Origin of the sequence: Psychrobacter sp. LV10R520-6 (assembly GCF_900182925.1) — a bacterium.
Taxonomy (GTDB): domain Bacteria; phylum Pseudomonadota; class Gammaproteobacteria; order Pseudomonadales; family Moraxellaceae; genus Psychrobacter.
Window position 1 is genome coordinate 2,261,212 of sequence record NZ_LT900024.1, and the last position, 23,139, is coordinate 2,284,350.

Below are 23,139 nucleotides of genomic sequence, written 5' to 3' on the forward strand. Positions count from 1 at the left end.
TTACATCAAACTTGGTTAGCGAATGGTAAAAATACTAAGGCATAGTCAACCCACCATCAACCGCGATCGATTGACCAGTGATAGCCGCGCTCAAGTCAGACGACATTAGTAATACTGAATTGGCAAAGTCCGCAACCGAGGTTGCTTGGCGCAATGGCGTGGTGGTAGCGATATAATCAAACACTTCTTCAGTGGTCAAGCTACTGGCGTCAGTAGTTTTCAGTAATCCACCTGCCAGCAAGTTGACCCGAATACCGTATTGTCCCAGCTCCGCCGCTAGATTGCGCGTCAAACCAATCAAGGCAGATTTTGCCGTAGTATAGTCGTAGTAAGTCACTACCGGATTATATACAAGGTTGGTAGAGATATTGATAATCTTACCCATCTGCTGGGTTTTCATTTGGGGTAATACCGCTTGTACTGTATTGACCGCGCCTTTGACGATACCATCTATTTGCTGGGAGAAATGCGCCCATTTGACGGTCTCAATACTGGTGTAATCGGCGCTTGGATTGAACTGATAGCTGGGCAAGGCATTATTGACTAGTATATCAATACGTCCGAAACGTTTGATGACCTCAGTTGCCATCGCTTGCATTTGTGCTAAATCGGTCACATCACCTTGATAGGCAATGGCTCGCCCGCCTGCCGCTATAATAGTAGCGACCACCGCTTCGGCACTGTCTCTACTGTTGAGATAATTCACACAAACAATGGCACCTGCTGCTGCCATTTGCTGCGCAATTTGTGCACCAAGGCCTCGACTGCTTCCTGTGACGATTGCGACTTTATCTGTTAGTAGTGCTGGTATGGTGGCGTGGGACTGAGTCATGCTGTTTAATCCTTTATTATGTTATATTTATAAAAATTAATATTTATTCTAATGGTGTTATCAACCGAACTGCACCAATCATAGCATGCTTACACCTCGTTATCGGATGCGGTACAATCTGCCTTGTGCTGATTATATTATGATTGTTTTTATGGCAATCGATTAAGACAAGCAAATTCAACTCGTTACCCTTTAAATCACTGTATTCAATAACCATAACAGTAAAATCGTGGTCATTACCGTAGCTGTTTACATAGCTGTTATCTATTTATTATGCCTCGATTTTTTGTGTATTTGACTGACTTTAGGAGAGATATTTTGACCCATTTATCATCGTCACACCGGTCTACCAGCACCGCTGCTCGCGCCTCTACTCAAATGCTACCCAAAGCACTATTGTGCGCAGCTATTGGATTTACGCTCGCAAGCTGTAGCAATTCTGATAACGCTGCTACCGATAGTGCTGCTACCAGTGATGTCACGCTCAATCTGTATAACTGGTCAGAATATATGCCACAAGAGATTCTTGATGGCTTTGAAAAAGAGACCGGTATTAATGTCAATTACACTACTTTTGACTCCAATGAGGCGATGTATGCCAAGCTAAAACTGCTCGATGATTCTAGCCAATATGACCTTGCAATTCCATCAACTTATTATGTCGAAAAAATGGCCAAAGAAGGCTTGCTGCAAGAGCTAGACAAATCAAAACTAAGCAACTTTAAGAATTTGGATACCTCATTTACCAATACCAAGGTTGACCCTGAGAATAAATACTCGATTCCGTATATGTGGGGTAGCACGGGTCTAGCCATTAATGGCGATGTGATCGACCCTGCGACCGTCAATAGCTGGAATGATCTATGGCGTCCTGAGTATAAAGGTCAGGTGATGCTGATGAATGATATGCGCGAAGTGTTTGGCATGTCGCTACTGACGCTTGGCTACTCAGGTAATAGCAGAAATCCTGATGAAATCAAAGCCGCTTATGAAAAGCTCACTACCTTAATGCCAAATGTCAAAACCTTTAATTCAGATGCCTCGCGCATGCCCTATATCGAAGGTGAAACCAATCTTGGTATGACCTGGAATGGTGAAGCCGTGATAGCCAACGACGAAGGTCTGACTAGCTTAGTTTATAAATACCCAAGTGAAGGTGCAATATTATGGATGGACAACTTTGTCATCCCTAAAAATGCCAAACAGGTAGACGCGGCGCACAAATTTATTGATTATCTGCTACGCCCAGAGAACTCTAAAATTGTGAGTGAGGAGATTGGTTATGCCTCACCTAACCTTGCGGCACGTGAGCTAATGACTGAGGATGTCAGAAATAATCCGATTATTTATCCCAGCAAAGAAGTACTGGCGAACGCTGAGTTCCAAGAAGATGTTGGCGATGATGCGCTACAAGTTTATCAACAGTATTGGAATAAGCTTAAAACTGGCCGTTAATCGTAATCACTTAAAGCTGATAGCCTAAAAGTTTATTGTGAAAACATCCCTGTTGAAAACTCATTGATAAAGACTCATCAATAAAAAAACGCTGATCCTTGCCGGTCAGCGTTTTTTTATATTTATAAATGCAAATCGGTCTCGCCACCATGCTCATCAATTCGGCGCCGTTCGCGGCGCTGATAACGGAGACCAGAGGCAGAAAACCATTTCGGCTTGGTGGTTTGTAATAAATCACTCAGCAGCTGCAACTGTGCTTGCAAGGTTTGGGTTAGCCAAAAATACCCCTGCCACTCAAATGACAAATGCTGCACGCTCGGATATTCAGATACAGCAATACGGGTAATAGGGCGAAACACTTCATCGCTAGGACTGCGCAGAACTGCCGCCATATGCTGCATGGCTTGCGTCAATTCATGCTGATAGTGGATTAGCAAAATATGATTGTCTTCATCAATCTCAATAGTAGCCAAGCGCGGTGCGGCACTTAATAGTAAATCGATTGTACCGATAATATTGCGATGGGCGCGCTGAATAGTCTCTAATGTCTCTTTGTTAATCCCCGATTCGCTTGCTGTAGCAGCGATATGCGGGCGCACTGCTAATAGCCGCTTATTAATCTTTTGTAGCGCTTTAACCAAGGATTTATTAACGGGCACGTCAGGTATAGAGCTGCTCGCAGGATAAGTCAGACTTGATAAGCTCGTGGATTTAGTATATTTAAAAGGCTTCGGAATAAGAACTTCAGCATCAATATGACTGCCTACGCTAGCATATAGATTACTACAAGTCTCAAGATTGCTTGCTAGTAAAAAGCGCCACATCAAGGTCGACTTGAGCGGCAAGATTAAAGTCGCAGCCACTGCCACCCCAGTGCCGAGCAAAATATTGAACGCGCGGTAAAGACCATCTTGACCGATACTGCTTTGGCCTAGATTTGAGACGATCATTAACATGGTAATACCGGTCAGCAACCCTGTATAACCTAAATTCTTAACCGCAAGATAGCCAATGATGCCACTTATCAGGCCAATGAGCGCATAATCTACCCACAACCATGCGCCCACATTTTGGCTAAACCACAAAATACCAAGCGCGGCACCAATACCTAGTAACGTGCCAAGTACGCGCTCTTTCGCCTTGGTATAGATGGCACCTTGATATTGTAATAGGCCCAAAATGATAAAAACAGTAATGGTCGTCCATTCGCCATGCGGGAAGTTAGTAACTTTATTGACCAATAGCGCGAGTATAACGGCTATACCCAAACGTATGGCATGCAAAACATCAGCGTGCTGATAGCGCGCATAAGGCTCAGTAAGCGGGGCAGTAAATCGCTGCCAACGGGTGGATTTCACGCAGGGGTACTCTTTTTTAAATGGGTTTTAAGTGAGCATTTTTTAGTAAAAGATAGCTTAAAAAAATAACGCCTTTTACCTATTAAAGGATAAAAGACGTTAAAGGTCAAAGCATGCTAGCACACAATACAAAAAACTTGCTTATTGGCTAGTGTTTAGCTAACGATAGCGCCAAACGATAGCTTGAGAGAATCAGACTTCTAAAAAGTCTAATATCCCTTCGGCCGCTTCACGACCTTCCCAAATGGCAGTTACGACCAAATCAGAACCACGTACCATATCACCACCGGCAAAGATTTTGGGGTTCTTAGTTTGGAACTTAAAGGTCTGCTCTTCCGCGGCTAATACCCGACCCGAGCTGTCCATTGCTACTTGCTGCGCATCAAACCAGTCAGCAGGACTTGGTCTGAAACCAAAGGCCATAATCACCGCATCACAAGGGATAATCTCCTCAGAGTTTGCAATCGGTTCAGGACGGCGGCGGCCGCGGTTATCAGGGGCACCTAAATGGGTAGTGACCACTTTCACCGCATTAACTTTACCGTTTAAACCAATAATTTCAGTGGGTTGACGATTAAATAAGAACTCGACTCCTTCTTCGCGAGCATTGACCACTTCACGACGTGAGCCGGGCATATTTTCTTCATCACGGCGATAAGCACAGAATACTCGCTCAGCACCTTGACGAATACTAGTACGGTTACAGTCCATCGCTGTATCTCCGCCGCCCAGCACCACGACTTTTTTGCCTTTTAAGTCAATATACTCTTCTGGATTCGTTTCCCAGTCATTACAGCGATTAACATTGGCAATCAAGTAATCTAGTGCATCATAGACGCCCTCTAGCTCTTCACCAGCGAAACCGCCACGCATATAAGTATAAGTACCCATACCCATAAACACTGCATCGTAATCAGTTAGCAGCTCATCGATACTAACGTCAGTACCGATTTCTGTCTCTAGACGAAACTCCATACCCATGCCTTCAAAAATCACACGACGGTTACGCATGACATCTTTTTCCATTTTGAATTCAGGAATACCGAAGGTGAGTAAGCCACCAATCTCAGGGCGCTTATCAAAAACAACAGGCGTCACGCCATTTCTGACCAAAATATCGGCACAGCCTAAACCAGCAGGCCCTGCGCCGATAATAGCGACTTTTTTGTCTGTCCAAACCACATCGGACATGTCTGGACGCCAGCCGAGGGCAAAGGCAGTATCGTTAATGTATTTTTCCACATTACCAATAGTGACTGCGCCAAAGCCATCATTGAGGGTACAGGCACCTTCACACAAACGGTCTTGGGGGCACACACGTCCGCACACTTCAGGTAGTGTATTGGTACTGTGGCACAGTTCTGCCGCCTGAAATATCTGCCCTTCTGTTGCCATTTTTAGCCAATTAGGGATGTAATTATGTACTGGACATTTCCATTCACAGTAAGGGTTACCGCATTGGAGGCAACGATGTGATTGCTGGGCAACCGACTCACTCTCGGAAGGTTTATAAATCTCAACAAACTCTGTCGCACGGGTGACGATAGCTTTTTTAACTGGCTCAAGCCGCGGCACATCTAAAAATTGAAAATTATTATCTAAGCGTTTTGCCATGATCAAACTCTCTTTTATCGTGGGCGGTGACAGCGGTTACGTGCCGATTTTATTAAAGTGGTACGGCGCAATAGATGCTGTCACTTGCCTGCTTAACACATGTGAACTGAAAAATTAACTCAAAACCTGTGGCCTACGACCCTTATTGTGGGTCTGCCATCGTGGTTTTAAGCAAGCTTGCAATGTTCGCCGCTTTGGGCTTAACCAAGTAAAACTTACGGGCATAATGCTCAAAGTCAGCTAGTATAGCTTGACCCCATACGCTGCCGGTTTTGTCCACATGGTTCTCAATCACTTGTTGTAAGTAGATACGATGCCCTTCGGTCTGCTCACTAGAGATACGGTTGAGATCGATCAGCTCATGATTACAGCGATCAAAGAAGTCGCCTTCCATATCGAGCACGTAAGCGAAACCACCGGTCATCCCAGCACCAAAGTTGAGACCGGTACGCCCGAGGATGGTCACTATTCCGCCAGTCATATATTCGCAGCAGTGATCGCCTGTGCCTTCAATGACCGCATGCGCACCAGAGTTCCGCACTCCGAAGCGCTCGCCCGCGGTACCAGCAGCGTACAGCTTGCCACCAGTGGCACCATATAAACAGGTATTACCAATAATCGCGGTGTTCTGGGCAACAAAGCTCGAACCTTCGGGTGGGTAGATGACAATTTCGCCGCCTGCCATACCTTTACCCACATAATCATTGGCGTCGCCTTCTAGCTCAATATGTAAGCCACCTGCGTTCCATACGCCCAAACTTTGCCCTGCGGAACCGGTAAGGTGCAGCTTAATAGGCATATCGTTCATGCCCAGATTGCCCCATACTTGGGCAATCTCACCTGAGATACGCGCGCCAATAGAGCGATCACAGTTACCAACTTCATAGCTATAATCACCGCCGTTACCTTGACGAATATTAAGCAGCATATCGCTAATCATTTGCTCAGCCAGCAACCCTTTATCAAACGGCTCGTTACGCGCTACTTGACAAGTTTGCGGGGCGCCCGTGCTTGCGGGATGACTATACAATAAAGGTGTTAAATCAAGATGGCGCTGCTTATCGGTTGTGCCTTCTAATATCTCGAGCAAATCGGTACGTCCGACCAACTCTTCCACACTACGTACGCCTAATGCAGCCAGCCATTCACGAGTTTCAGTCGCAACAAACTTAAAGAAGTTAATCAACATCTCAGCTTCACCAATGAAGTGCTTGTCACGTAGCTCAGCTTTTTGAGTAGCAACCCCAGTCGGACAGTTGTTAAGGTGACAAATACGCAGATATTTACAGCCGACAGCAATCATCGGAGTCGTGCCAAAACCAAAGCTTTCGGCGCCGAGTATTGCCGCTTTTACCACATCAAGGCCAGTCTTAAGACCGCCATCAGTTTGGATACGCACTTTATGACGTAGACCATTGACCCGTAGCGACTGATGGGTCTCAGCGAGCCCCAACTCCCACGGAGAGCCTGCATGATGGATAGAAGACAGCGGAGAGGCTGCGGTACCGCCATCGTAGCCTGAGATGGTAATTAGATCGGCAAAGGCTTTTGCCACGCCCGTTGCAATGGTACCAACACCTGGACGTGAGACCAGTTTAACCGAAACTAAAGCATCAGGATTGACTTGTTTTAAATCAAAAATCAGCTGTGCCAAATCTTCGATAGAATAAATATCGTGATGCGGTGGCGGTGAAATCAAGGTCACCCCTGGTACAGAATAGCGTAAGCGGGCAATCAAGGCATTAACCTTGCCACCGGGCAGCTGACCACCTTCACCAGGCTTGGCACCTTGAGCCACTTTAATTTGCATGACTTCTGCCGAGCGTAGATAAGCGGGTGTTACCCCAAAGCGACCAGAGGCCACTTGTTTGATTTTTGAGTTACGCAAGGTGCCGTAACGTACTGGGTCTTCGCCGCCCTCACCAGAGTTTGAGCGACCGCCGATGGTGTTCATCGCCATAGCTATCGACTCATGTGCCTCAGGGGACAGTGCCCCTAACGACATACCAGCCGAGTCAAAGCGCGTTAAAATATTCGCAATGTCTTCGACCTCATTCACGTCAATGCTGTTGTCCGTTTTTAACTGTAATAAGTCACGTAACGTGGCGACCGGACGACTATTAACCAAATCGGCATAGTGGCGATAATTGTCATAATCGCCAGTACGTACCGCTGTATGTAAGCTGTTAATCACATCAGGGTTGAAGGCGTGATATTCCTTATTAAAGACAAACTTGAGCAGACCACCTTGATCGAGCGGTGCACGGCGCTTAAAGGCATTGGCCGCTAGTTGTGCTTGATCAGCAGCCAAATCAGCAAAGGTTGCGCCTTTAATACGACTTTGAACGCCTTTAAAGCACATATCAACCACAGGCTCAGACAGACCAACTGCTTCAAATAACTGGGCACCGCGATAAGAAACAACGGTAGAAATACCCATTTTTGATAAAATTTTCAGTAAGCCTTTGTCCAAGCCTTTACGGAAATTAACCCGCGCTTGAATAGGATCACCAAGCAACTCACCGGTCGCCACTAAGTCATCAATGACATCATAAGCTAAATAGGGATAAACACAGGTCGCGCCGAAGCCAATCAGTACTGCTATTTGGTGCGAATCACGTGCCAGACCAGTTTCGATAATTAAGTTAGCATCAGTGCGAATGCCTTCAGCAATCAAATAATGATGTACTGCACCCGTCACCATAATGGCATTGGCAGGTACTTTTTCGGCGTCAATATCTTTGTCGGACAATACAATCAAGGTATTTCCCGCACGAATAGCACTCGCCACTTGCTCACAGATAGTCACAATCGCATCAGAAAGCTCTAAAGTACAATCGTAGTTTAGATCAATACGAGACATCTTAAATGCAGGATCATCTAACGTCTCAATTTGCTGCATTTTACTGGCAGACAACACCGGCGACGACAAAATAATACGATGGGCATCTTTGGCAGAAGGCGAAAACACATTAGTCTCAGCGCCCAAACAGGTTTGTAGCGACATGACGATGGACTCACGCAGCGGATCAATCGGTGGATTGGTCACCTGGGCAAACTGCTGGCGAAAAAAGTCACCCACATGGCGAATCTGCTGTGACAGTACGGCCATCGGGGTATCATCCCCCATTGAACCGACCGGCTCTTGACCATTTTCAGCATTGGGACGAATGATTTCCGTACGCTCTTCATTGGTAATGTGATACATTTTTTGCAGGGTTTTGAGCTTATCACCGCGACATGATTGCGCTGCCAATTCTTCTTCTAAGCGTTCATCATCACGAATACGCGTGGCCTCTTCGCGCAGCCATTTACGATACGGATGGGCTTCTTTGAGCAAGGTAGCGATAGCTTGGGTGTCTAGGATCTGTCCGGTCAAGGTATCAATGACCAGCATCTGACCAGGACCTACGCGGCCTTTGGCGAGCACATCTTTTGGCTCATAATCCCAAACGCCAATTTCAGAGGCGACGGTGATGTAGCCGTTCGTAGTCGTGACCCAGCGCGATGGACGCAGACCATTGCGGTCAAGCATACATACTGCATGGCGGCCATCTTGGAGAACCAGACCTGCTGGCCCATCCCATGCTTCCATATGCTGTGAGTAAAACTCATAAAACGCCCGTAAGTCCACATCCATGCTATCAACATTCTGCCACGCTGGCGGCACAAGGATGGACATAGCATGGAACAAGTTCATACCGCCTGACATGAGTACTTCAAGCATATTATCCAAACTTGATGAGTCTGATCCAGTGCTATTGACTAGCGGACGTAGCTCATTTAAGTTCGGTAGTTTATCTGATTTTAATTTTGGCGTACGCGCCTCAGACCAGTTACGGTTACCCGTAATGGTATTGAGCTCACCATTATGAGCCAGATAACGGAACGGTTGTGCCAGTGGCCAGCGTGGTAAGGTGTTGGTCGAAAAACGTTGGTGGAATACCACAATGTGTGAGGCCAAACGCCCATCTTGTAAGTCCAAGAAAAACGCTGGTAAATCTGACGGCATCACCAAGCCTTTATAAATAATGGTCTGACAATTCAGTGAGCAGACATAAAACAGCTCATCATCACTCAAACGTTGCTCTGCTTTTTTACGCGCGACAAACAGCTTACGATTAAAGTCATCAGCCTCGAGGCTGGCAGGACCATTAACAAAAATCTGCTTAAAGTCCGGTAGCGTCTCACGCCCAATCTCGCCAACAATACTCAAATCAAGCGGCACATCACGCCAGCCAGCCACTTCCAAACCTTGGGCAGTGACTTCTTCAGCCAATACCTGCTGGCTGTGCTGGGCCTTAATATCGTCGAGATTAACGAACACCATCCCGACAGCAAAGTTATCACTAACATCTAACTGTTGCTCGGTGGCAATTTCTTTAAAGAATGCAGTGGGCATCGCAAGAAGCAGGCCACAACCGTCGCCAGTCTTGCCATCAGACGCAACACCGCCGCGATGAGTCATACAGCTTAGACTATGAATGGCTGTTTTTACCAAATCATGGCTGGCTTGTCCCTCAATATGAGCAATTAAACCAAAACCACAGTTATCAGAGAAGTCATCTGGCGTGGCCAAATGCGTATGGGAGGAGATCATTGACATGGCTAGTCCTTTTAAGTGAGCGGGCAGCATATGCATCCAATGCGGATTATAAGCTGAGTCCCGCAAGCAGAACGGGCTGATGGTCGATATTCGTAACACCGAATGAAAAATGGCACGACACGTTCAGCGAACGATAATCGATTGGTTGAGTACCTAATAATATGGCGCTTGACTACGTTTGAATATCAGACGCTCTGTATTCAAGCACCTTGATAACCCTGAAAAGGGAGATCATATGAAGGATTGTGCTACTTGCAATACGCTTGATATAAATAACCGTTATTACTATGATTGCAATCGTCAAGACAATAATAACACTTAAAATCATGCTTATTATGTTAGTAGCAGCGCTTGAGGCTACGAAGCTATAATAGAAATGATAATAAAGGGTATCATACGATTTCTAATCAAATGATAGTTTACCATAACTATACAGAGTGTCGACTACCATTATCTTAGTGAATGCTTGGCGAAAAATCTAGTCTTTTCTGTCACTTGACCAGCCAGTTTTTATGGCTGTCCCTTTTGATTTTAATGGTTTAAAAATTGATAAATCACAGTAATGGCTTTTTTGATCAAGCCATATAAGAATGATATGGCTTGATCAGGATATAATCAGTTCACAATAAAAGAGAGTCGTGTATAGCAACGTGCTCCTAGTATGAATTTTTCTTGCGTGCTGTTTGCAAGCGGGACAGAGGTTGCAAAAAATTCATCCCAGTAGCACTGTATCGTTTTTAAATTGAATCGACTGTAGTATATGAGCACAATCATCGACGAGTAATTCGTAACAAAAACAGAATCTAATACTTATTCACCCATAAAAAACCCACCAAACAAAGCGTCTGGCGGGTTCATGATAAGCGACTGTCATAATCCAAAATTAATCACTTTGTTTCTTCTATCAGCTCTTTGATACTGTCGTTATTGCTCTTGGCAGCGCCTGAGTTTGCATTCCTACTACCAGAATTTGAGCTGGCGTTTGAGCTACTGCTAGCAGCACTGGGCGGTTTAGGCGTAAGGACAATTGGTGGCTTTTTAAGCGAGCTGTTATCAGTTCCTGTTCCTGTTGATCTTTTGCTTTCTGGTTCAGATTTGCGCGGGTTATCATCATTTTGAGCAGGTGAGCCAGACAAACTTTGGTCTTCAGTGGCCACGGTACGCTCTTCAGTAACCGATAAGGTGGCCGAGGTATCCTCTGATTGACGAATACTTTCAGCATTGCGACTATTATCATTTGCCTCTTGACTGCTAAAGTTACCGCTATTGTTGGTCGCTGAGTTACTGACGCTATTCTCAGTAGCGGCTTGTGCCTGCTGACGAACCGGCACTTCACGCTTGGTCGGTCTCAAATTAACAGAACGGGCGCGTCTAGCACTTAAGTCTTTTATAGGGTCAGGGCGTTCATAATTGTCTATAATACTAACGTAGCGGCTGATTTCTTCGGGCAGTACACGCACATCGTCAGGCAGCCTAAAGTCTATCAATTTAGCGGCACCAACCGCTTCTTGCGGACTGCTCATCAATCCATAAGTAAGCATATAACGCAGCTGATTGTCATCATCAAGGTAACGGAAGTAAGAGAACTTTTTACGATCTTTGCGACCTTCTAGATAGCTGACAATAACATCGTTTTCAGCGACATTCATCACCTGTACGGTCCATTTACCTTTATTAGCAAGCAGATAGCGCTTGTCTTTAAATTCATCAGGATAACTGCGCAGATCGCGTATCGTGTCTTCAAAATTAATTGGCTGTACATCAGTATCAAGCTCATGCAGCGCTTCAATCGATAAAGGCTGTTCCAGCTCAGTACCTAGCGTTTGTGGTGCTGAGATCGGTTCATTTTCGATTTTGGCACCCATCGCTGGAGTCTGACTAAACATCCAAATTAGGGCAGTGATAACCCCTAATAGCAAAGTCATTACAAGCCAAATCAGGGCTTGACGGCGATATGACTGGCGAGCGGGATGAATCGTCGAGCTTGAGGCTGCCATGAGTGTATCCTTGGTAAAATATAATTAAACTCACTGATAAGAAATGCAAATAAGTATAACGATATTAATATCGCTAATAGATCTATGTTACACCCTTAATTTACATAACTGATTGACATAACCAGCTTTCTGACGCTTTATGAAGTGTGTTGTGACAATACGTCAGTGAGTAGTTGGTCATCGAAGTCGTTCGTTAATACCGCTTGTCCTAGTGATTTTAACAAAATCAGACGGATTTGTCCGTTTTTCACTTTTTTATCATGACCCATTAGACTTAAAGCAGTCTGGACAGCGATAGGTGGCGGTGTGGTGGGTAAATTAGCTAACGCCAAGACATTCTTAATACGTGCCACTTCATTAACGCTCAACCAGCCCATTTTCTGTGACAATTCAGCGGCTTGTACCATGCCGGCAGCAATCGCCTCGCCATGTAGCCAATTGCCATAGCCTTCATGGGTTTCAATCACATGACCAAAGGTATGACCAAAGTTTAATAGCGCCCGCAAGCCAGCCTCTCTTTCATCTTGCGCCACGACAGCGGCTTTATGCTCACAGCAGCGTTTCACCGCCTCGCCTAATATGGCAAGATCTAGTGCCATCATCGCTGGTAAATTATGCTCAAGCCACGTTAAAAAATCCACATCCATAATCAGTGCGTATTTGATGACTTCAGCCAGCCCTGCCGATAGCTCACGTGCAGGCAGGGTTTGTAAGGTACTCATATCAGCCAATACCATTTGCGGCTGCCAAAACGCACCAATCATGTTTTTGCCTTGCGGATGATTGATACCCGTTTTGCCACCCACGCTCGAGTCGACTTGCGACAGTAACGTGGTTGGAATTTGAATAAAATTAACCCCACGCATAAAACTTGCTGCCGCAAACCCCGTCATATCACCGACCACCCCGCCACCCAGTGCGATTAAGGTGACATCACGGTTAAAGTGCTGCGCCATCAACTCATCATATATCTGGTTGATACTGGCTTGGTTTTTGTATTGTTCGCCATCTGGCAGCACACAAACTCTCACTGTGAATTGCTCTGCCAGTTGCTCTTGTAGTGGCTGTAAGTATAAAGGGGCAACCGTCTCGTTAGTAACAATCAATACCTGTTGACCACTAATATAGGGCGCAACTTGCTCTGCCATGGTGATTGTTGCGCTGGCATTTTTTTCAGTAGTCGTTTTTTCAGTAGCCGTTTTTTCAGTAATGACAATAGGATAATCATGATTTTGAGTATGTACTGTTAAGCCATCATGAAACAGTGACGTTGCCATGAAATACTCCTTAAGTATCTTTAATAGGTTAACTTTCTCTAAACGTCTTTATTGATACATTCTGTGATTAATCCAATCTCACGTCTTTTTATAATTATTCGTCTTCAGACGTTGGTAAGTCCTTCACAATAGAGATAGACACAGAAAACGATTCGAGCTGCTGCAAGAGTTGGTTGACCATATGCCGTGGATAAGTATGACCCGTAGGCAGGATTATATGCGCCACCTGTCGATATAGTGGATCGCGGGCGCTATATAGTTCTTGTAATATTTTTCTAGGATTAGGCTGCTGTAATAGTGGCCGCGACTTGTCTTTAGCAGTGCGTGCCATTTGCACATCAACTGGCGCATTGAGATAAACGACTATACCGCGTTGCTGCAAGAACTCACGGTTGTCAGCACACATCACTGCGCCGCCACCAGTCGCCAATACAATTTGCTTTTTTTGCGTCAGCTCATCTATTGCCCGGGTCTCACGTTCGCGAAAACCCGCCTCGCCTTCTTTAGCAAAAATCCAAGCAATATCAGCGCCGGTTTGTGACTCGATATACCAGTCACTATCCACAAACGCGCGTCCTAACTGTTTGGCGAGCAACCGGCCAATGGTGGTCTTCCCTGCTCCCATCGGTCCCACTAAAAATACCGACGGCAATTCCTCAACCATAATACTCACTCAGTTAAATTAGCTATCATACAACGTCATCGATATTCTGGCTAGTAACGAGCCGCGATTATTATCGATAAAACCCAACCAATCGTAAAGATCAGACCATAAAAAAGCAAGCGCTTAGGCTTGCTTTTTTATGGTCTGATCTCAATACAGCAACATTAATCCAACCGGCTAATGCCATCATTAATGAGCTTGGTAGTTATAAATATCAGCAGCTCTTGCTTATTATTTCTTTGCAAATCCCGGCGGAACGCTTTACCAATATACGGCAAATCTCCTAAGAATGGTACTTTTTCCACCTCATTATCTCTTTGATTTTTAAAGACCCCACCAAGCACGATGGTTTGACCGTCTTCGACGATGATGTTGGTTGAGAGAGAGTCCTCAGAGATCGCTATATTACCATTAATAATCGTTGGTGTCCCATTGGTAATGTTCAGTTGTAGACCAATTTTGCCATCAGGGGTAATGTTCGGTGTGGCCTCTAAGCTGAGGGCTGCTTCTTTAAAGCTGGTGGTGGTTGCGCCACTTGCCGATGCTTCTTGATACGGAATTTGGGTACCCGATGAGATTTTTGCCGTTTGTTTATCCACGGTCAAAATCTTAGGCGTAGAGATCACCTCACCGCGATTATCTGCTTGCATGGCAGATAGCTCCAGATCAAGCATAAAATCTGACAAGCCAAGCAAACCAAAAGCGATACGCCCAGCAGGGTTGGCGACGCCAAGATCCACGTTTAAATTATCAGGACTCGTGATATCGTATGAAGGATAGGAGACCGTTTGCCCATTGACGGTGGTGGTCTCTACATCAAAGTCTTTAAGGTCCGCTAAGGTCTGATTGCTACCGCCAACCAGTAAGTTACGATTAGTAGCAGCGCCGTTAGATAAGAGACCCCAACGTACGCCGATCTCTTTACTAAAGCTGTCAGTAGCGCTAACAATACGTGCCTCAATCATGACTTGACGCACTGGAATATCGATCTTGCTGATGAGCTTATGAATGTTCTCGATGCTTGCTGCCACATCTTTAATAATCAAAGTGTTGGTACGATCATCAATGGTTACCGTACCACGATTCGACAGTAACGTATTGTTATCATCAACACGATTGGTAGTAATACCACCACTATTACCTGTAGGCCCACTACCATCAGAGATGAGGTTCAGCACATCTGCCGCCTTAGCGTAGCTTAGACGAATATACTCTGTTCTTAGCGGCTCAAAAGCTTGCACCACTTGCTGGGCTTCGAGCTCTTGAGCTTCTTGTTGCGCAAGCTCAACAGTTGGCGCGACTAAAATAACGTTACCATTTTCACGTTTACCCAAGTTCTTGCTTTTCAGGATAATATCAAGCGCTTGATCCCAAGGTACATTAATAAGGCGCAAGGTGATACTACCAGTCACCGAATCACTGGCGACGATATTTATATTAGTGAACTGGGCTAAAATATCTAAGACACTACGAACTTCAACGTCTTGGAATTCCATCGACAGCGCTTCACCGCTATAGACTTTTTCTTCTAGCGTCGGCTCGCGTAGCAGCGCAGGCTTACTGATAGCAATATTAAGTTGGTTGCCCGACTGGTACGCTTGATACTCATAATCACCGGTCATATTAATGGTGATAACCCCATTTTGTCCTTGGTTTTTGGTATCAACGCTATCGACAAGACCACCATTGATATCCAGGCGGCGCAATAAACTTCTAGGCACCGTACTGCCCGTCAGGCGTACTACCAGCTTGTTACCTTGGCGCTGGACATCAACTGGTATAGCTTCGTTGGCAAGAGCGATACTGATATTACCGCCACCATTGCTCCCTGCTGAAAAATTAAGCGCCGTCAGACCATTATAACTATACTGCTTACTCACTTGTGAGGCCGCAAGACTTGGATCTAATAAAGGATTAACCCGTACCACCATAGTATCAGCAGGTACTTGATTCTTAACACCCGTAGAGCTAGTGATAATAGGAGCAACGGCCACGCTGTTACGCTCAACAATAGGTGTGACGACTGCCGTAGTCGTTATCGCTGCGTTATCGGTTGCTCTCACCATAGGCGCTGATATAACAGAGTTAGTGCTAGCACGGTTGGTGGTAACCATAGGACTGTTAGGATCAGTGACAGTCAGCAGTAGATCATTACCATCAATAGCAGTAGTGTAACTGCCAGATTGTTTTAAGCCGACAATAAGACGAGTGGTGCTGTCATTACTTAAGGTAGTGACATCATTGATCATACCGATATTATAATCATTAAAGCGGCTGGCAAGTCCGTTCTGTACCTGCTCAAAATCTAATACTAAACGGCTAGGATCATCAAGCTGGTAAGCAGCAGGAAGCACTGGCACGCTTGAAAATCCCAAGCGCATCTGTGTGATTGCTGGTGCTGTCTGTATCACAGAGACGTTATTGATGCGCTGATCAGCATGGGCGCTACTGCTAATCGCCACCATGCTGATTGCTAATGCAGGTATGGCAAAGGTAGAAGATACGCGATTGCTCATCGTCATTACCTTGTTATTGCGTACGGTCATTATTTATTCCTCAAAAAATCTGCCGACTTAACTTATAGGAGAAACCAGCGACTGGGGTCTTTCAACGAACCCTGCGCGGCTGTCTGGCACAATTTCAATCAAATTAATCTGGGTCGGCGTGATTTCAACAATACGGCCGTCATTTAATCCAAGATAATCCCCCACTTTGACACTAGCAACCGAGCCGTCAGGACGCTGCACCAACGCATACTGCTGGCCCTCGGGTGAGATTATCATACCGCTAAAGGTCAGTTGCGTTAGCTCATATTGTTCGAGTGGTTCTTTTGTCCGCGTGATATCAGGTCGCACACCATCAATAGCGGCAGTAGGGCTTTGTGCATTGACTAAGCTTGGTGGCAAGAATGGACTGCGTAGCATATTAGCACTATAGACGAAATCCTCTACCAGCTCAGCTTTTGGCGGCGGCTCAATAGCCTGCGCCGGCTGGTTACGTACCTCAGCCATCGCTTGCTCCGCCATCCCAATACGATCGCTACAGCCAGTCAGCCATAAGACAGTGACACTTAACATCAGCAGCGTAGGCAGTTTTTTGATAATCATCAGTTGCCTCCTGCATTGGCATCAGCCGTAGCGAAGGTCTCGTCAACTTCAGTCGCCGTTTCTTTTGAGCGATAGGTTTTAGTCTGTAATACCAAATTAAGCTCCGGTAAGACATCTAAGCTGGGTTGGGGATTACTAACTTCAAAATCGTGCATAGTAATAATGCGAGGTAAGGCGGCAAGACCACTGATAAAGCTGCCAAACTGATGGTATTCCCCTAACGCAGCGATACGGATAGGCTGTTCAATAAAGAACTCGTTTTCGATTTCAGCTTCCACCGAGATGTCTTGAAAGCGTATGTTACTACCTACCCCAGTCATATTAATACCCTCTACCAGCTCTGACACGCGGGTGTCTTTTGGTAGCTGATCGAGCAAGGTGTTAAACTCAGTTTCCATCTGAATGACTTGTGCTTTATAAGCTTCTAAATGGCGGGCACGCGATTCTTTTTCGCGGTAGCTATCGAGCAAGGTTTGCTGCTCACTTTCAGCAGCTTTAATATCATCGATTTTACTGCTAATCGGTAACGCCCATGATAGAGCAGCAATAAGAGCGACAATAAATCCAATCACCGTTACTTTAACAGGCAAGGGCCAGCTGCCATAGTTTTCAGAATCTAATGACTCAAAGCTACGCCGAAATTCATTAAGATTGAACTGTTTTTTAGGGCGTACAGCGGCTTTTTTGGTTTTGATTAGGCTTTTTTTGCGGCTAAATTTCATAACTCACCTCCAAGCCCAGTGCTGCTATCAGTTTCAGCGGGTGCGGCGGTCTCTGACTGCACTTTTGTGGTCACCACAAACTGCACATAACTGTCCTCAGGGTAAATTGGACGTGGCTGTTCACCCGTAGTAGTGGTTTGATTAAGGGCAGGTGCGGTTTCATAAGCGCTAATATTTTGCTGAATGTTACGAACAGCTGAGTCACCCATCCACTTACTACTATCAAGATTACGAATCAAACTTGATACTATGTTCGGATTGTCTGCAAGACCGGTTAGCGTCAGCAGGTCACCTTCGCGCTTGAGATTATTTAGATAGAGCGCTGCAGGTATAGCTTTGGCTAAATCATCCCATAAACGGACAGGGACGGGACGCCGACCTTGTAGATCTTGAATAACTTGCATACGTGAGATAATATTTTCGCGGCGCTGCTCTAGACTATCAATATCTGTCAGCACAGTATCTAAGCGGCTGTTCTCTTGTACAATGAGCGCATTGGCATTGCGTTGTTCATCAAGCTGATTTTTAAAATAGCTCCACGAAGCAAATGCGGCCAATAACGCGAGTAGAGTCACTGCGACGACTAAGGTGATGAATTCTTTGTTGCGGTGTTCGCGCTCTTCTTGCCGCCATGGCAATAGGTTAATACGAGCCATTAGTCAAAGTTCCTTAACGCCAGACCGCAAGCGGCTATTAAAATTGGCGCATCAATTGCAAGCTGCTCACTATCCACATACGGATCAATGGTCATATTTATAAATGGATTGGCTACGCTGACAGGTACGCCAAGCTTCTGTTGTATCATGCCCGCAAAACCGGGAATAGAGCTGCTACCACCGGCGATCACCACATGGTCAATACTACTGTACTGACTCGAGGAAAAATAAAACTGTAAAGATCGGGTAATTTGTTGAATGGCGTTTTCCATAAAAGGAGTTAGCACTTCAGGATGGTAATCATCAGGCAAAGTGCGTTCACGCTTACTGATGGTTGCCTCTTCAGATGATAAGCCATAGCGGTTTTGTATTGCCTCGGTCAGCTGACTACCACCGAACAACTGCTCTCGGCTATAAACAAATTCGCCATTTTTAGCGACATATAAAGTGGTTTGATTGTGTCCAATATCGACTAAAGCAACCAGCTCTGGCATATTGGGCAAATTGTCTACCATAAGACCAAAAGCACGCTCAATAGCATGCGTTTCAATATCTATAATTTTAGTTTGTAAACCACCAAAGGTTAGGGCATCGACCCGTTGATCTACGTTTTCTGAGCGTGAGGCCGCCAGCAAGACTTGTACCATGTTATCGTCTATTAAAGATGGACCTAGTACCTCAAAGTCTAAATTGACATCTTCTAGCGGATAAGGGATATATTGATCGGCATCTAAACGAATTTGAGCTTCACGTTCAATGTCATTAAGCACCATATCCATATCAATAACTTTAGTGATCACTGCTGACCCTGAGACTGCGGTTGCGGCATCGCTGCCAGCTACCTGACAGCGACGTGCTAAACTGGCGATGATATTTCCGACCGCTTCGGTATCTACAATAAGTTTATCAACTACTACGCCTAAAGGTAATCTTTCGATACCATATGATTTTAGGTGAAATATTCCTTGCTGGCGCTGTATATCAACTAGCTTTACTGAAGTAGCACAAACATCTACCCCAATCAAATGTCGATTTTTAGAAGAAAATAGCCTCAAAAGCTCCATACCTTATGTGAAATATAAAATCTAATAATTATATATAATATTTGTAATAATTAAATACAATACGTTACTTAATAGACAGATTCAAGCATTTAAAAAACAATTCAGGACCAATTACACATTTAGTATCACCTGTCTATTTTGTTCAAGGTATAATAGTTCATTTGTTGCAAATTTTAACCAATAAGTCTTATTATGACCAAAAAAAATGCTACCGCTCGTCTCATTCGCTCTTTGGCGGGGCTAGTCATTGCCTGTCTGGCATTGGCCGTCGTCTTAGCACTTGCTGTGCCTATTGGCTTTTATGGTATGGCCATGTATATATCGCCAACCTTGCCCAGCATTCAAGAGATTAAGACCGTAAATTTGGAGATGCCCCTACAGATCTACAGCCGCGATGACAAATTAATTGGTCAATATGGCCATCGCTTATCTTTACCTGTTACTTTTGAAGATATTCCTGAAGACCTAACCCATGCCTTTTTGGCGGCTGAAGATTCCTCTTTCTTTCAACATAGTGGTATTAGTATCACCGGCCTTGGTCGTGCGGTTACTGAAGTAGTTACTGATGATGACAGTCAAACCGGTGGCTCAACCATTACTATGCAGGTTGCCAAAAACTACTTTTTGAGCCCAGAGCGTACCTTAAATCGCAAACTTACTGAGCTGTTTTTAGCACGTAAAATAGAGGACGAGCTAAGCAAAAATGACATTTTGACTCTCTATGTCAATAAAATCTATTTAGGCGAAGGCGCTTATGGTATCCGCGCTGCTGCCAAAAAATATTATAGCAAATCATTAGATCACCTCACTATTTCTGAGATGGCAATGTTAGCAGGTTTGCCAAAAGCGCCTTCGAAGTATAACCCCGTTGCCAATCCTAGCCGCGCCCTTACTCGGCGTAATTGGATCATTGGCCGTATGCATGAGTTGGGCTATATCAATAAGTCTCAATATGACGAGGCCATTAACTCACCAGTTGACCTTAATTTGTACCAAGAAAAACTTGATGTCAACATGCCGTATTTGGCAGAAATGACCCGCTATGCACTGGTTAATCGCTACGGTGCGCAAGTGGTAAATGGGGGTTGGCGTGTGCGTCTTACCGTGGATAGCGAAGCACAAGCTGATGCCGAATCGGCCATATTAACCGGTCTAGTCGCCTATGATCATCGGCATGGCTGGCGTGGTGCCGAGGCTAAAGATGAGCCACTTGAAGATTTCCGCCGTTACAGCAACATGTCTCCTGCCAAAGTCACTAAAGTCAGCTCACGTAGTTTTGAGGCGCAGATGCCCTCCGGTGAAAGTGTAACGGTTAATTGGTCTGATATGAGCTGGGCGCGCAAATACTTTTCAGCAGACCGTATTGGCTACGCTCCTGATAATGCACAACAAATCGTTAGCAAAAATGATATTGTTCGACTGATACCCACCGCTAACAGCGATTGGCAGCTGGCACAGATACCTAGTATACAAGGCAGCATGGTGTCTTTAAACCCTGAGACCGGCGCAGTAAATGCCTTAGTCGGCGGTTTTGATTTTAACCATAGTAAATTTAACCGCGCGCTGCAAGGTTGGCGGCAACCGGGTTCGATCATTAAACCTCTTATTTATACGGCCGCTCTGGAAAAAGGCTATCGTCCTGATAGTATTGTCTCAGACCGGCCTATTCAAGTAGGAGATTGGGAGCCTCAGAACTCTGATGGACGCTTTTTAGGGGACATCACCTTACGCCGTGGTCTATACCTATCGCGTAACTTAGTGTCGATCCGCCTGCTACAGGCCATCGGTATCTCAGACGCTCGCAATTTATTAGATCAGTTTGGTTTGGATAAAGAAAAGTTACCAACAACACTGTCCCTGGCTCTTGGTACTGGGCAAGCAACACCCTTACAAATGGCCACCGCTTATGCGACCTTTGCCAATGGTGGTCACCGCATTCAACCTTATTTTATCGAACAAATCTATAACTATAATAATAAACTGTTATACCAAGCCAATCCTCAGCAAGCCTGTGCCTTATGTTATAATGAGCAAGTCGATGAGCTCAATAAAAAACTAATTGAAGAACACAATAAACCGACTGAAGATGAAGAAGCGGCTACTAATTCTAATAATGAGCAAGCAGCTACTGAAGGGCAAACTTCAGAAAATGGTGAAAATATAGAACAAAGCAATGCTATAAAACAAAGCAACGCTCAACAAAAGGGTATTGCTACCCATTTAAGTGTCTATAATGCCAGTCCAGCAGCAGATCGTCTAAAAGCGCCTGCGGTTCAGCATCTACGTGCCATACAAGCACCGCGAATCATAAATCCACAGGTTGCTTATGATATGGCAGATATCTTACGAGATGTGGTGCAGCGTGGCACTGCTGTTCGCGCCAAGGCTTTAGGCCGTAGTGATATTGGTGGCAAAACTGGTACGACCAACGAAGCTAAAGATGCGTGGTTTGCAGGATTTCATCCGACCAATGCTACCGTAGTATGGATGGGCTTTGATCAGCCATCAACCTTAGGTCGCCGTGAATATGGCGGGGTAGCAGCGTTACCGGTATGGATGGACTTTATGAAAGCACAGCTTAAAGACACCCCTACCCAATGGGTATCTATTAATAACCGTGCTAAATCCCAGAAACAAAAGCAGCGAGTGATAGAGATGTCTGATGACGGCATTATCGCTCCTGATGGTGAGGATGCAGATACCCGCACAGTGGCAAAACCGGTTAAGCCCAAAACTCAGCAGCGTAAAACGCCTGAGCCTGAACCCATTGAACCGTCAGACAACCCATCAGATAAACCAGCAACGCCAAAACGTAATAGCGGTAGTGTGCCGCAAAACCAACTATCAGTAACACCCGCTGAGCGTATGCCGCCGCTGCCAGAATAAAACAATAGGCCTAGCTATTAAAAGCTCCTTAGATTAGAAGCTCCTTAGATTAAAAAGCCGCTATTGATATTTAACGCGTAAAAAATGCTTGTTCAGTTATTACTGAGCAAGCATTTTTATTGATTCTATTAACAGCAGATAAACCCGACCCTACTTACTCCTATTGTTTAAATAATTATATTATGAGTATTTATTAACTGGCTGTTTATGCTACCTTCGATATCACGTCTAAAATTCTACCATCCCCGCACGTAATTGCTCGATGAGCTCTAAAAACTGCTGTCGCCATTCACGTATTGTCGCTTCATCCGGTAACCATTGATTCGATAAAGTAACCACATTGACGATGATGTCCCGTGATTGTGTCTCAGTAGTACTTGCGCTGTCATCAGCTGAGTTATCAGAGGGCACGGCATACAAGCAGCGTTGATAAGCGCGCTCGATATTCGCTAAAAACCCTTGTTGTTGCAACTGCTGTAGACGCTGTACTTCTGGTGAGATTTGCGTACGATCGCTCAACGCTTGTTCGATATCTGCCAATGTTGGTGCCGTCATGGTCAAGCCATAAAAATGACTCAGCTCCTGCAATAATGCCAAAAAAGTGCCGTGCAAATGAAAGATAGCCGTCTCACAGTGTGCTTGATAGTGCTGTTTATCATTACTGCTACCCGCAGCTTGACAGGCCAGACGACAAAAATATAACTTTTGATTGGTGCGATCTGCTTGATATTTGGCAACGCGACTTTTACCTGCCATACGCTTCTTATCCTTATATTAATAATGAACTAATGGTAATCAAAATGAACACGGCTAATAAAGCTGCTTTTCCAGTGTACTATCTTCTTGAGTAAGTTTCTTAAAAAAAGCAACCATCCATTTTTCACTTTCTTTAAAGGCATAA

General features: G+C 45.0%; 15 protein-coding genes. 2 read left to right on the forward strand and 13 right to left on the reverse strand.

All coding sequences use genetic code 11. The annotated features are described in order from the left end of the window. Positions 1 to 34 precede the first annotated feature (34 nt). Complete coding sequence (locus U1P77_RS09375) at positions 35 to 832, reverse strand: 3-oxoacyl-ACP reductase (RefSeq protein ID WP_321154754.1); 798 nt, start codon at positions 830 to 832, stop codon at positions 35 to 37. Positions 833 to 1,150: 318 nt separating this feature from the next. Between U1P77_RS09375 and U1P77_RS09380 the strand changes: the two genes are divergently transcribed. Then, positions 1,151 to 2,287 (forward strand): ABC transporter substrate-binding protein, encoded by a 1,137-nt coding sequence (locus tag U1P77_RS09380; protein WP_321154755.1) that lies wholly within the window; start codon positions 1,151 to 1,153, stop codon positions 2,285 to 2,287. Positions 2,288 to 2,409: 122 nt separating this feature from the next. Here the strand turns inward: U1P77_RS09380 and U1P77_RS09385 are convergent, their stop codons facing one another. From U1P77_RS09385 to pilM, 11 genes are all read right to left on the reverse strand, one after another. Beyond that, positions 2,410 to 3,645, reverse strand: a complete 1,236-nt coding sequence (locus U1P77_RS09385; protein WP_321154756.1) for an FUSC family protein — start codon at positions 3,643 to 3,645, stop codon at positions 2,410 to 2,412. A gap of 192 nt (positions 3,646 to 3,837) precedes the next feature. Then, on the reverse strand, positions 3,838 to 5,259 hold the full coding sequence (locus U1P77_RS09390) for a glutamate synthase small subunit GltD family protein (protein WP_321154757.1): 1,422 nt from the start codon (positions 5,257 to 5,259) through the stop codon (positions 3,838 to 3,840). 142 nt (positions 5,260 to 5,401) lie between these two features. Further along, entirely contained in the window at positions 5,402 to 9,865 is a 4,464-nt protein-coding gene (gene gltB, locus U1P77_RS09395) for a glutamate synthase large subunit (protein ID WP_321154758.1), read from the reverse strand. An 887-nt stretch (positions 9,866 to 10,752) separates the two neighbouring features. Continuing rightward, positions 10,753 to 11,862 carry a hypothetical protein gene (locus U1P77_RS09400; protein WP_321154759.1) on the reverse strand — a complete coding sequence of 370 codons (1,110 nt, stop codon included), beginning with the start codon at positions 11,860 to 11,862 and terminating at the stop codon, positions 10,753 to 10,755. A 137-nt stretch (positions 11,863 to 11,999) separates the two neighbouring features. Then, entirely contained in the window at positions 12,000 to 13,139 is a 1,140-nt protein-coding gene (aroB, locus tag U1P77_RS09405) for a 3-dehydroquinate synthase (RefSeq protein ID WP_321154760.1), read from the reverse strand. 94 nt (positions 13,140 to 13,233) lie between these two features. Beyond that, the gene (aroK, locus tag U1P77_RS09410; RefSeq protein WP_321154761.1) at positions 13,234 to 13,803 is read right to left on the reverse strand and encodes a shikimate kinase AroK; all 570 of its coding nucleotides are present in this window, start codon (positions 13,801 to 13,803) and stop codon (positions 13,234 to 13,236) included. A 164-nt stretch (positions 13,804 to 13,967) separates the two neighbouring features. Then, positions 13,968 to 16,349 carry a type IV pilus secretin PilQ gene (gene pilQ, locus U1P77_RS09415; RefSeq protein ID WP_321154762.1) on the reverse strand — a complete coding sequence of 794 codons (2,382 nt, stop codon included), beginning with the start codon at positions 16,347 to 16,349 and terminating at the stop codon, positions 13,968 to 13,970. A gap of 27 nt (positions 16,350 to 16,376) precedes the next feature. Continuing rightward, the gene (locus U1P77_RS09420) at positions 16,377 to 16,910 is read right to left on the reverse strand and encodes a pilus assembly protein PilP (RefSeq protein ID WP_321154763.1); all 534 of its coding nucleotides are present in this window, start codon (positions 16,908 to 16,910) and stop codon (positions 16,377 to 16,379) included. After that, positions 16,910 to 17,632, reverse strand: coding sequence for a type IV pilus inner membrane component PilO (locus tag U1P77_RS09425; protein WP_321154764.1), 723 nt, complete (start codon positions 17,630 to 17,632; stop codon positions 16,910 to 16,912). The genes U1P77_RS09420 and U1P77_RS09425 overlap by 1 nt, the downstream gene beginning before the upstream one ends. Beyond that, positions 17,629 to 18,288 (reverse strand): PilN domain-containing protein, encoded by a 660-nt coding sequence (locus U1P77_RS09430; protein ID WP_321154765.1) that lies wholly within the window; start codon positions 18,286 to 18,288, stop codon positions 17,629 to 17,631. Before U1P77_RS09430 ends, U1P77_RS09425 begins: the two co-directional genes overlap by 4 nt. After that, complete coding sequence (gene pilM / locus U1P77_RS09435; RefSeq protein WP_321154766.1) at positions 18,288 to 19,352, reverse strand: type IV pilus assembly protein PilM; 1,065 nt, start codon at positions 19,350 to 19,352, stop codon at positions 18,288 to 18,290. The genes U1P77_RS09430 and pilM overlap by 1 nt, the downstream gene beginning before the upstream one ends. 192 nt (positions 19,353 to 19,544) lie before the next feature. Here pilM and U1P77_RS09440 point away from each other — a divergent pair, with 192 nt between their 5' ends. Then, positions 19,545 to 22,238, forward strand: coding sequence for a penicillin-binding protein 1A (locus U1P77_RS09440; RefSeq protein ID WP_321154767.1), 2,694 nt, complete (start codon positions 19,545 to 19,547; stop codon positions 22,236 to 22,238). A 228-nt stretch (positions 22,239 to 22,466) separates the two neighbouring features. Here U1P77_RS09440 and U1P77_RS09445 read toward each other — a convergent pair whose 3' ends face one another. Then, positions 22,467 to 22,994, reverse strand: a complete 528-nt coding sequence (locus U1P77_RS09445) for a DUF6586 family protein (protein WP_321154768.1) — start codon at positions 22,992 to 22,994, stop codon at positions 22,467 to 22,469. Positions 22,995 to 23,139: the final 145 nt, after the last annotated feature.

Bases quoted from the DNA above. Each gene is read 5' to 3' on its own strand.
- U1P77_RS09375 (WP_321154754.1), bottom strand. From the start codon at position 832: ATGACTCAGTCCCACGCCACCATACCAGCACTACTAACAGATAAAGTC.
- U1P77_RS09390 (WP_321154757.1), bottom strand. From the start codon at position 5,259: ATGGCAAAACGCTTAGATAATAATTTTCAATTTTTAGATGTGCCGCGG.
- gltB (WP_321154758.1), bottom strand. From the start codon at position 9,865: ATGTCAATGATCTCCTCCCATACGCATTTGGCCACGCCAGATGACTTC.
- U1P77_RS09400 (WP_321154759.1), bottom strand. From the start codon at position 11,862: ATGGCAGCCTCAAGCTCGACGATTCATCCCGCTCGCCAGTCATATCGC.
- aroB (WP_321154760.1), bottom strand. From the start codon at position 13,139: ATGGCAACGTCACTGTTTCATGATGGCTTAACAGTACATACTCAAAAT.
- aroK (WP_321154761.1), bottom strand. From the start codon at position 13,803: ATGGTTGAGGAATTGCCGTCGGTATTTTTAGTGGGACCGATGGGAGCA.
- pilQ (WP_321154762.1), bottom strand. From the start codon at position 16,349: ATGACCGTACGCAATAACAAGGTAATGACGATGAGCAATCGCGTATCT.
- U1P77_RS09420 (WP_321154763.1), bottom strand. From the start codon at position 16,910: ATGATTATCAAAAAACTGCCTACGCTGCTGATGTTAAGTGTCACTGTC.
- U1P77_RS09425 (WP_321154764.1), bottom strand. From the start codon at position 17,632: ATGAAATTTAGCCGCAAAAAAAGCCTAATCAAAACCAAAAAAGCCGCT.
- U1P77_RS09430 (WP_321154765.1), bottom strand. From the start codon at position 18,288: ATGGCTCGTATTAACCTATTGCCATGGCGGCAAGAAGAGCGCGAACAC.
- pilM (WP_321154766.1), bottom strand. From the start codon at position 19,352: ATGGAGCTTTTGAGGCTATTTTCTTCTAAAAATCGACATTTGATTGGG.
- U1P77_RS09440 (WP_321154767.1), top strand. From the start codon at position 19,545: ATGACCAAAAAAAATGCTACCGCTCGTCTCATTCGCTCTTTGGCGGGG.
- U1P77_RS09445 (WP_321154768.1), bottom strand. From the start codon at position 22,994: ATGGCAGGTAAAAGTCGCGTTGCCAAATATCAAGCAGATCGCACCAAT.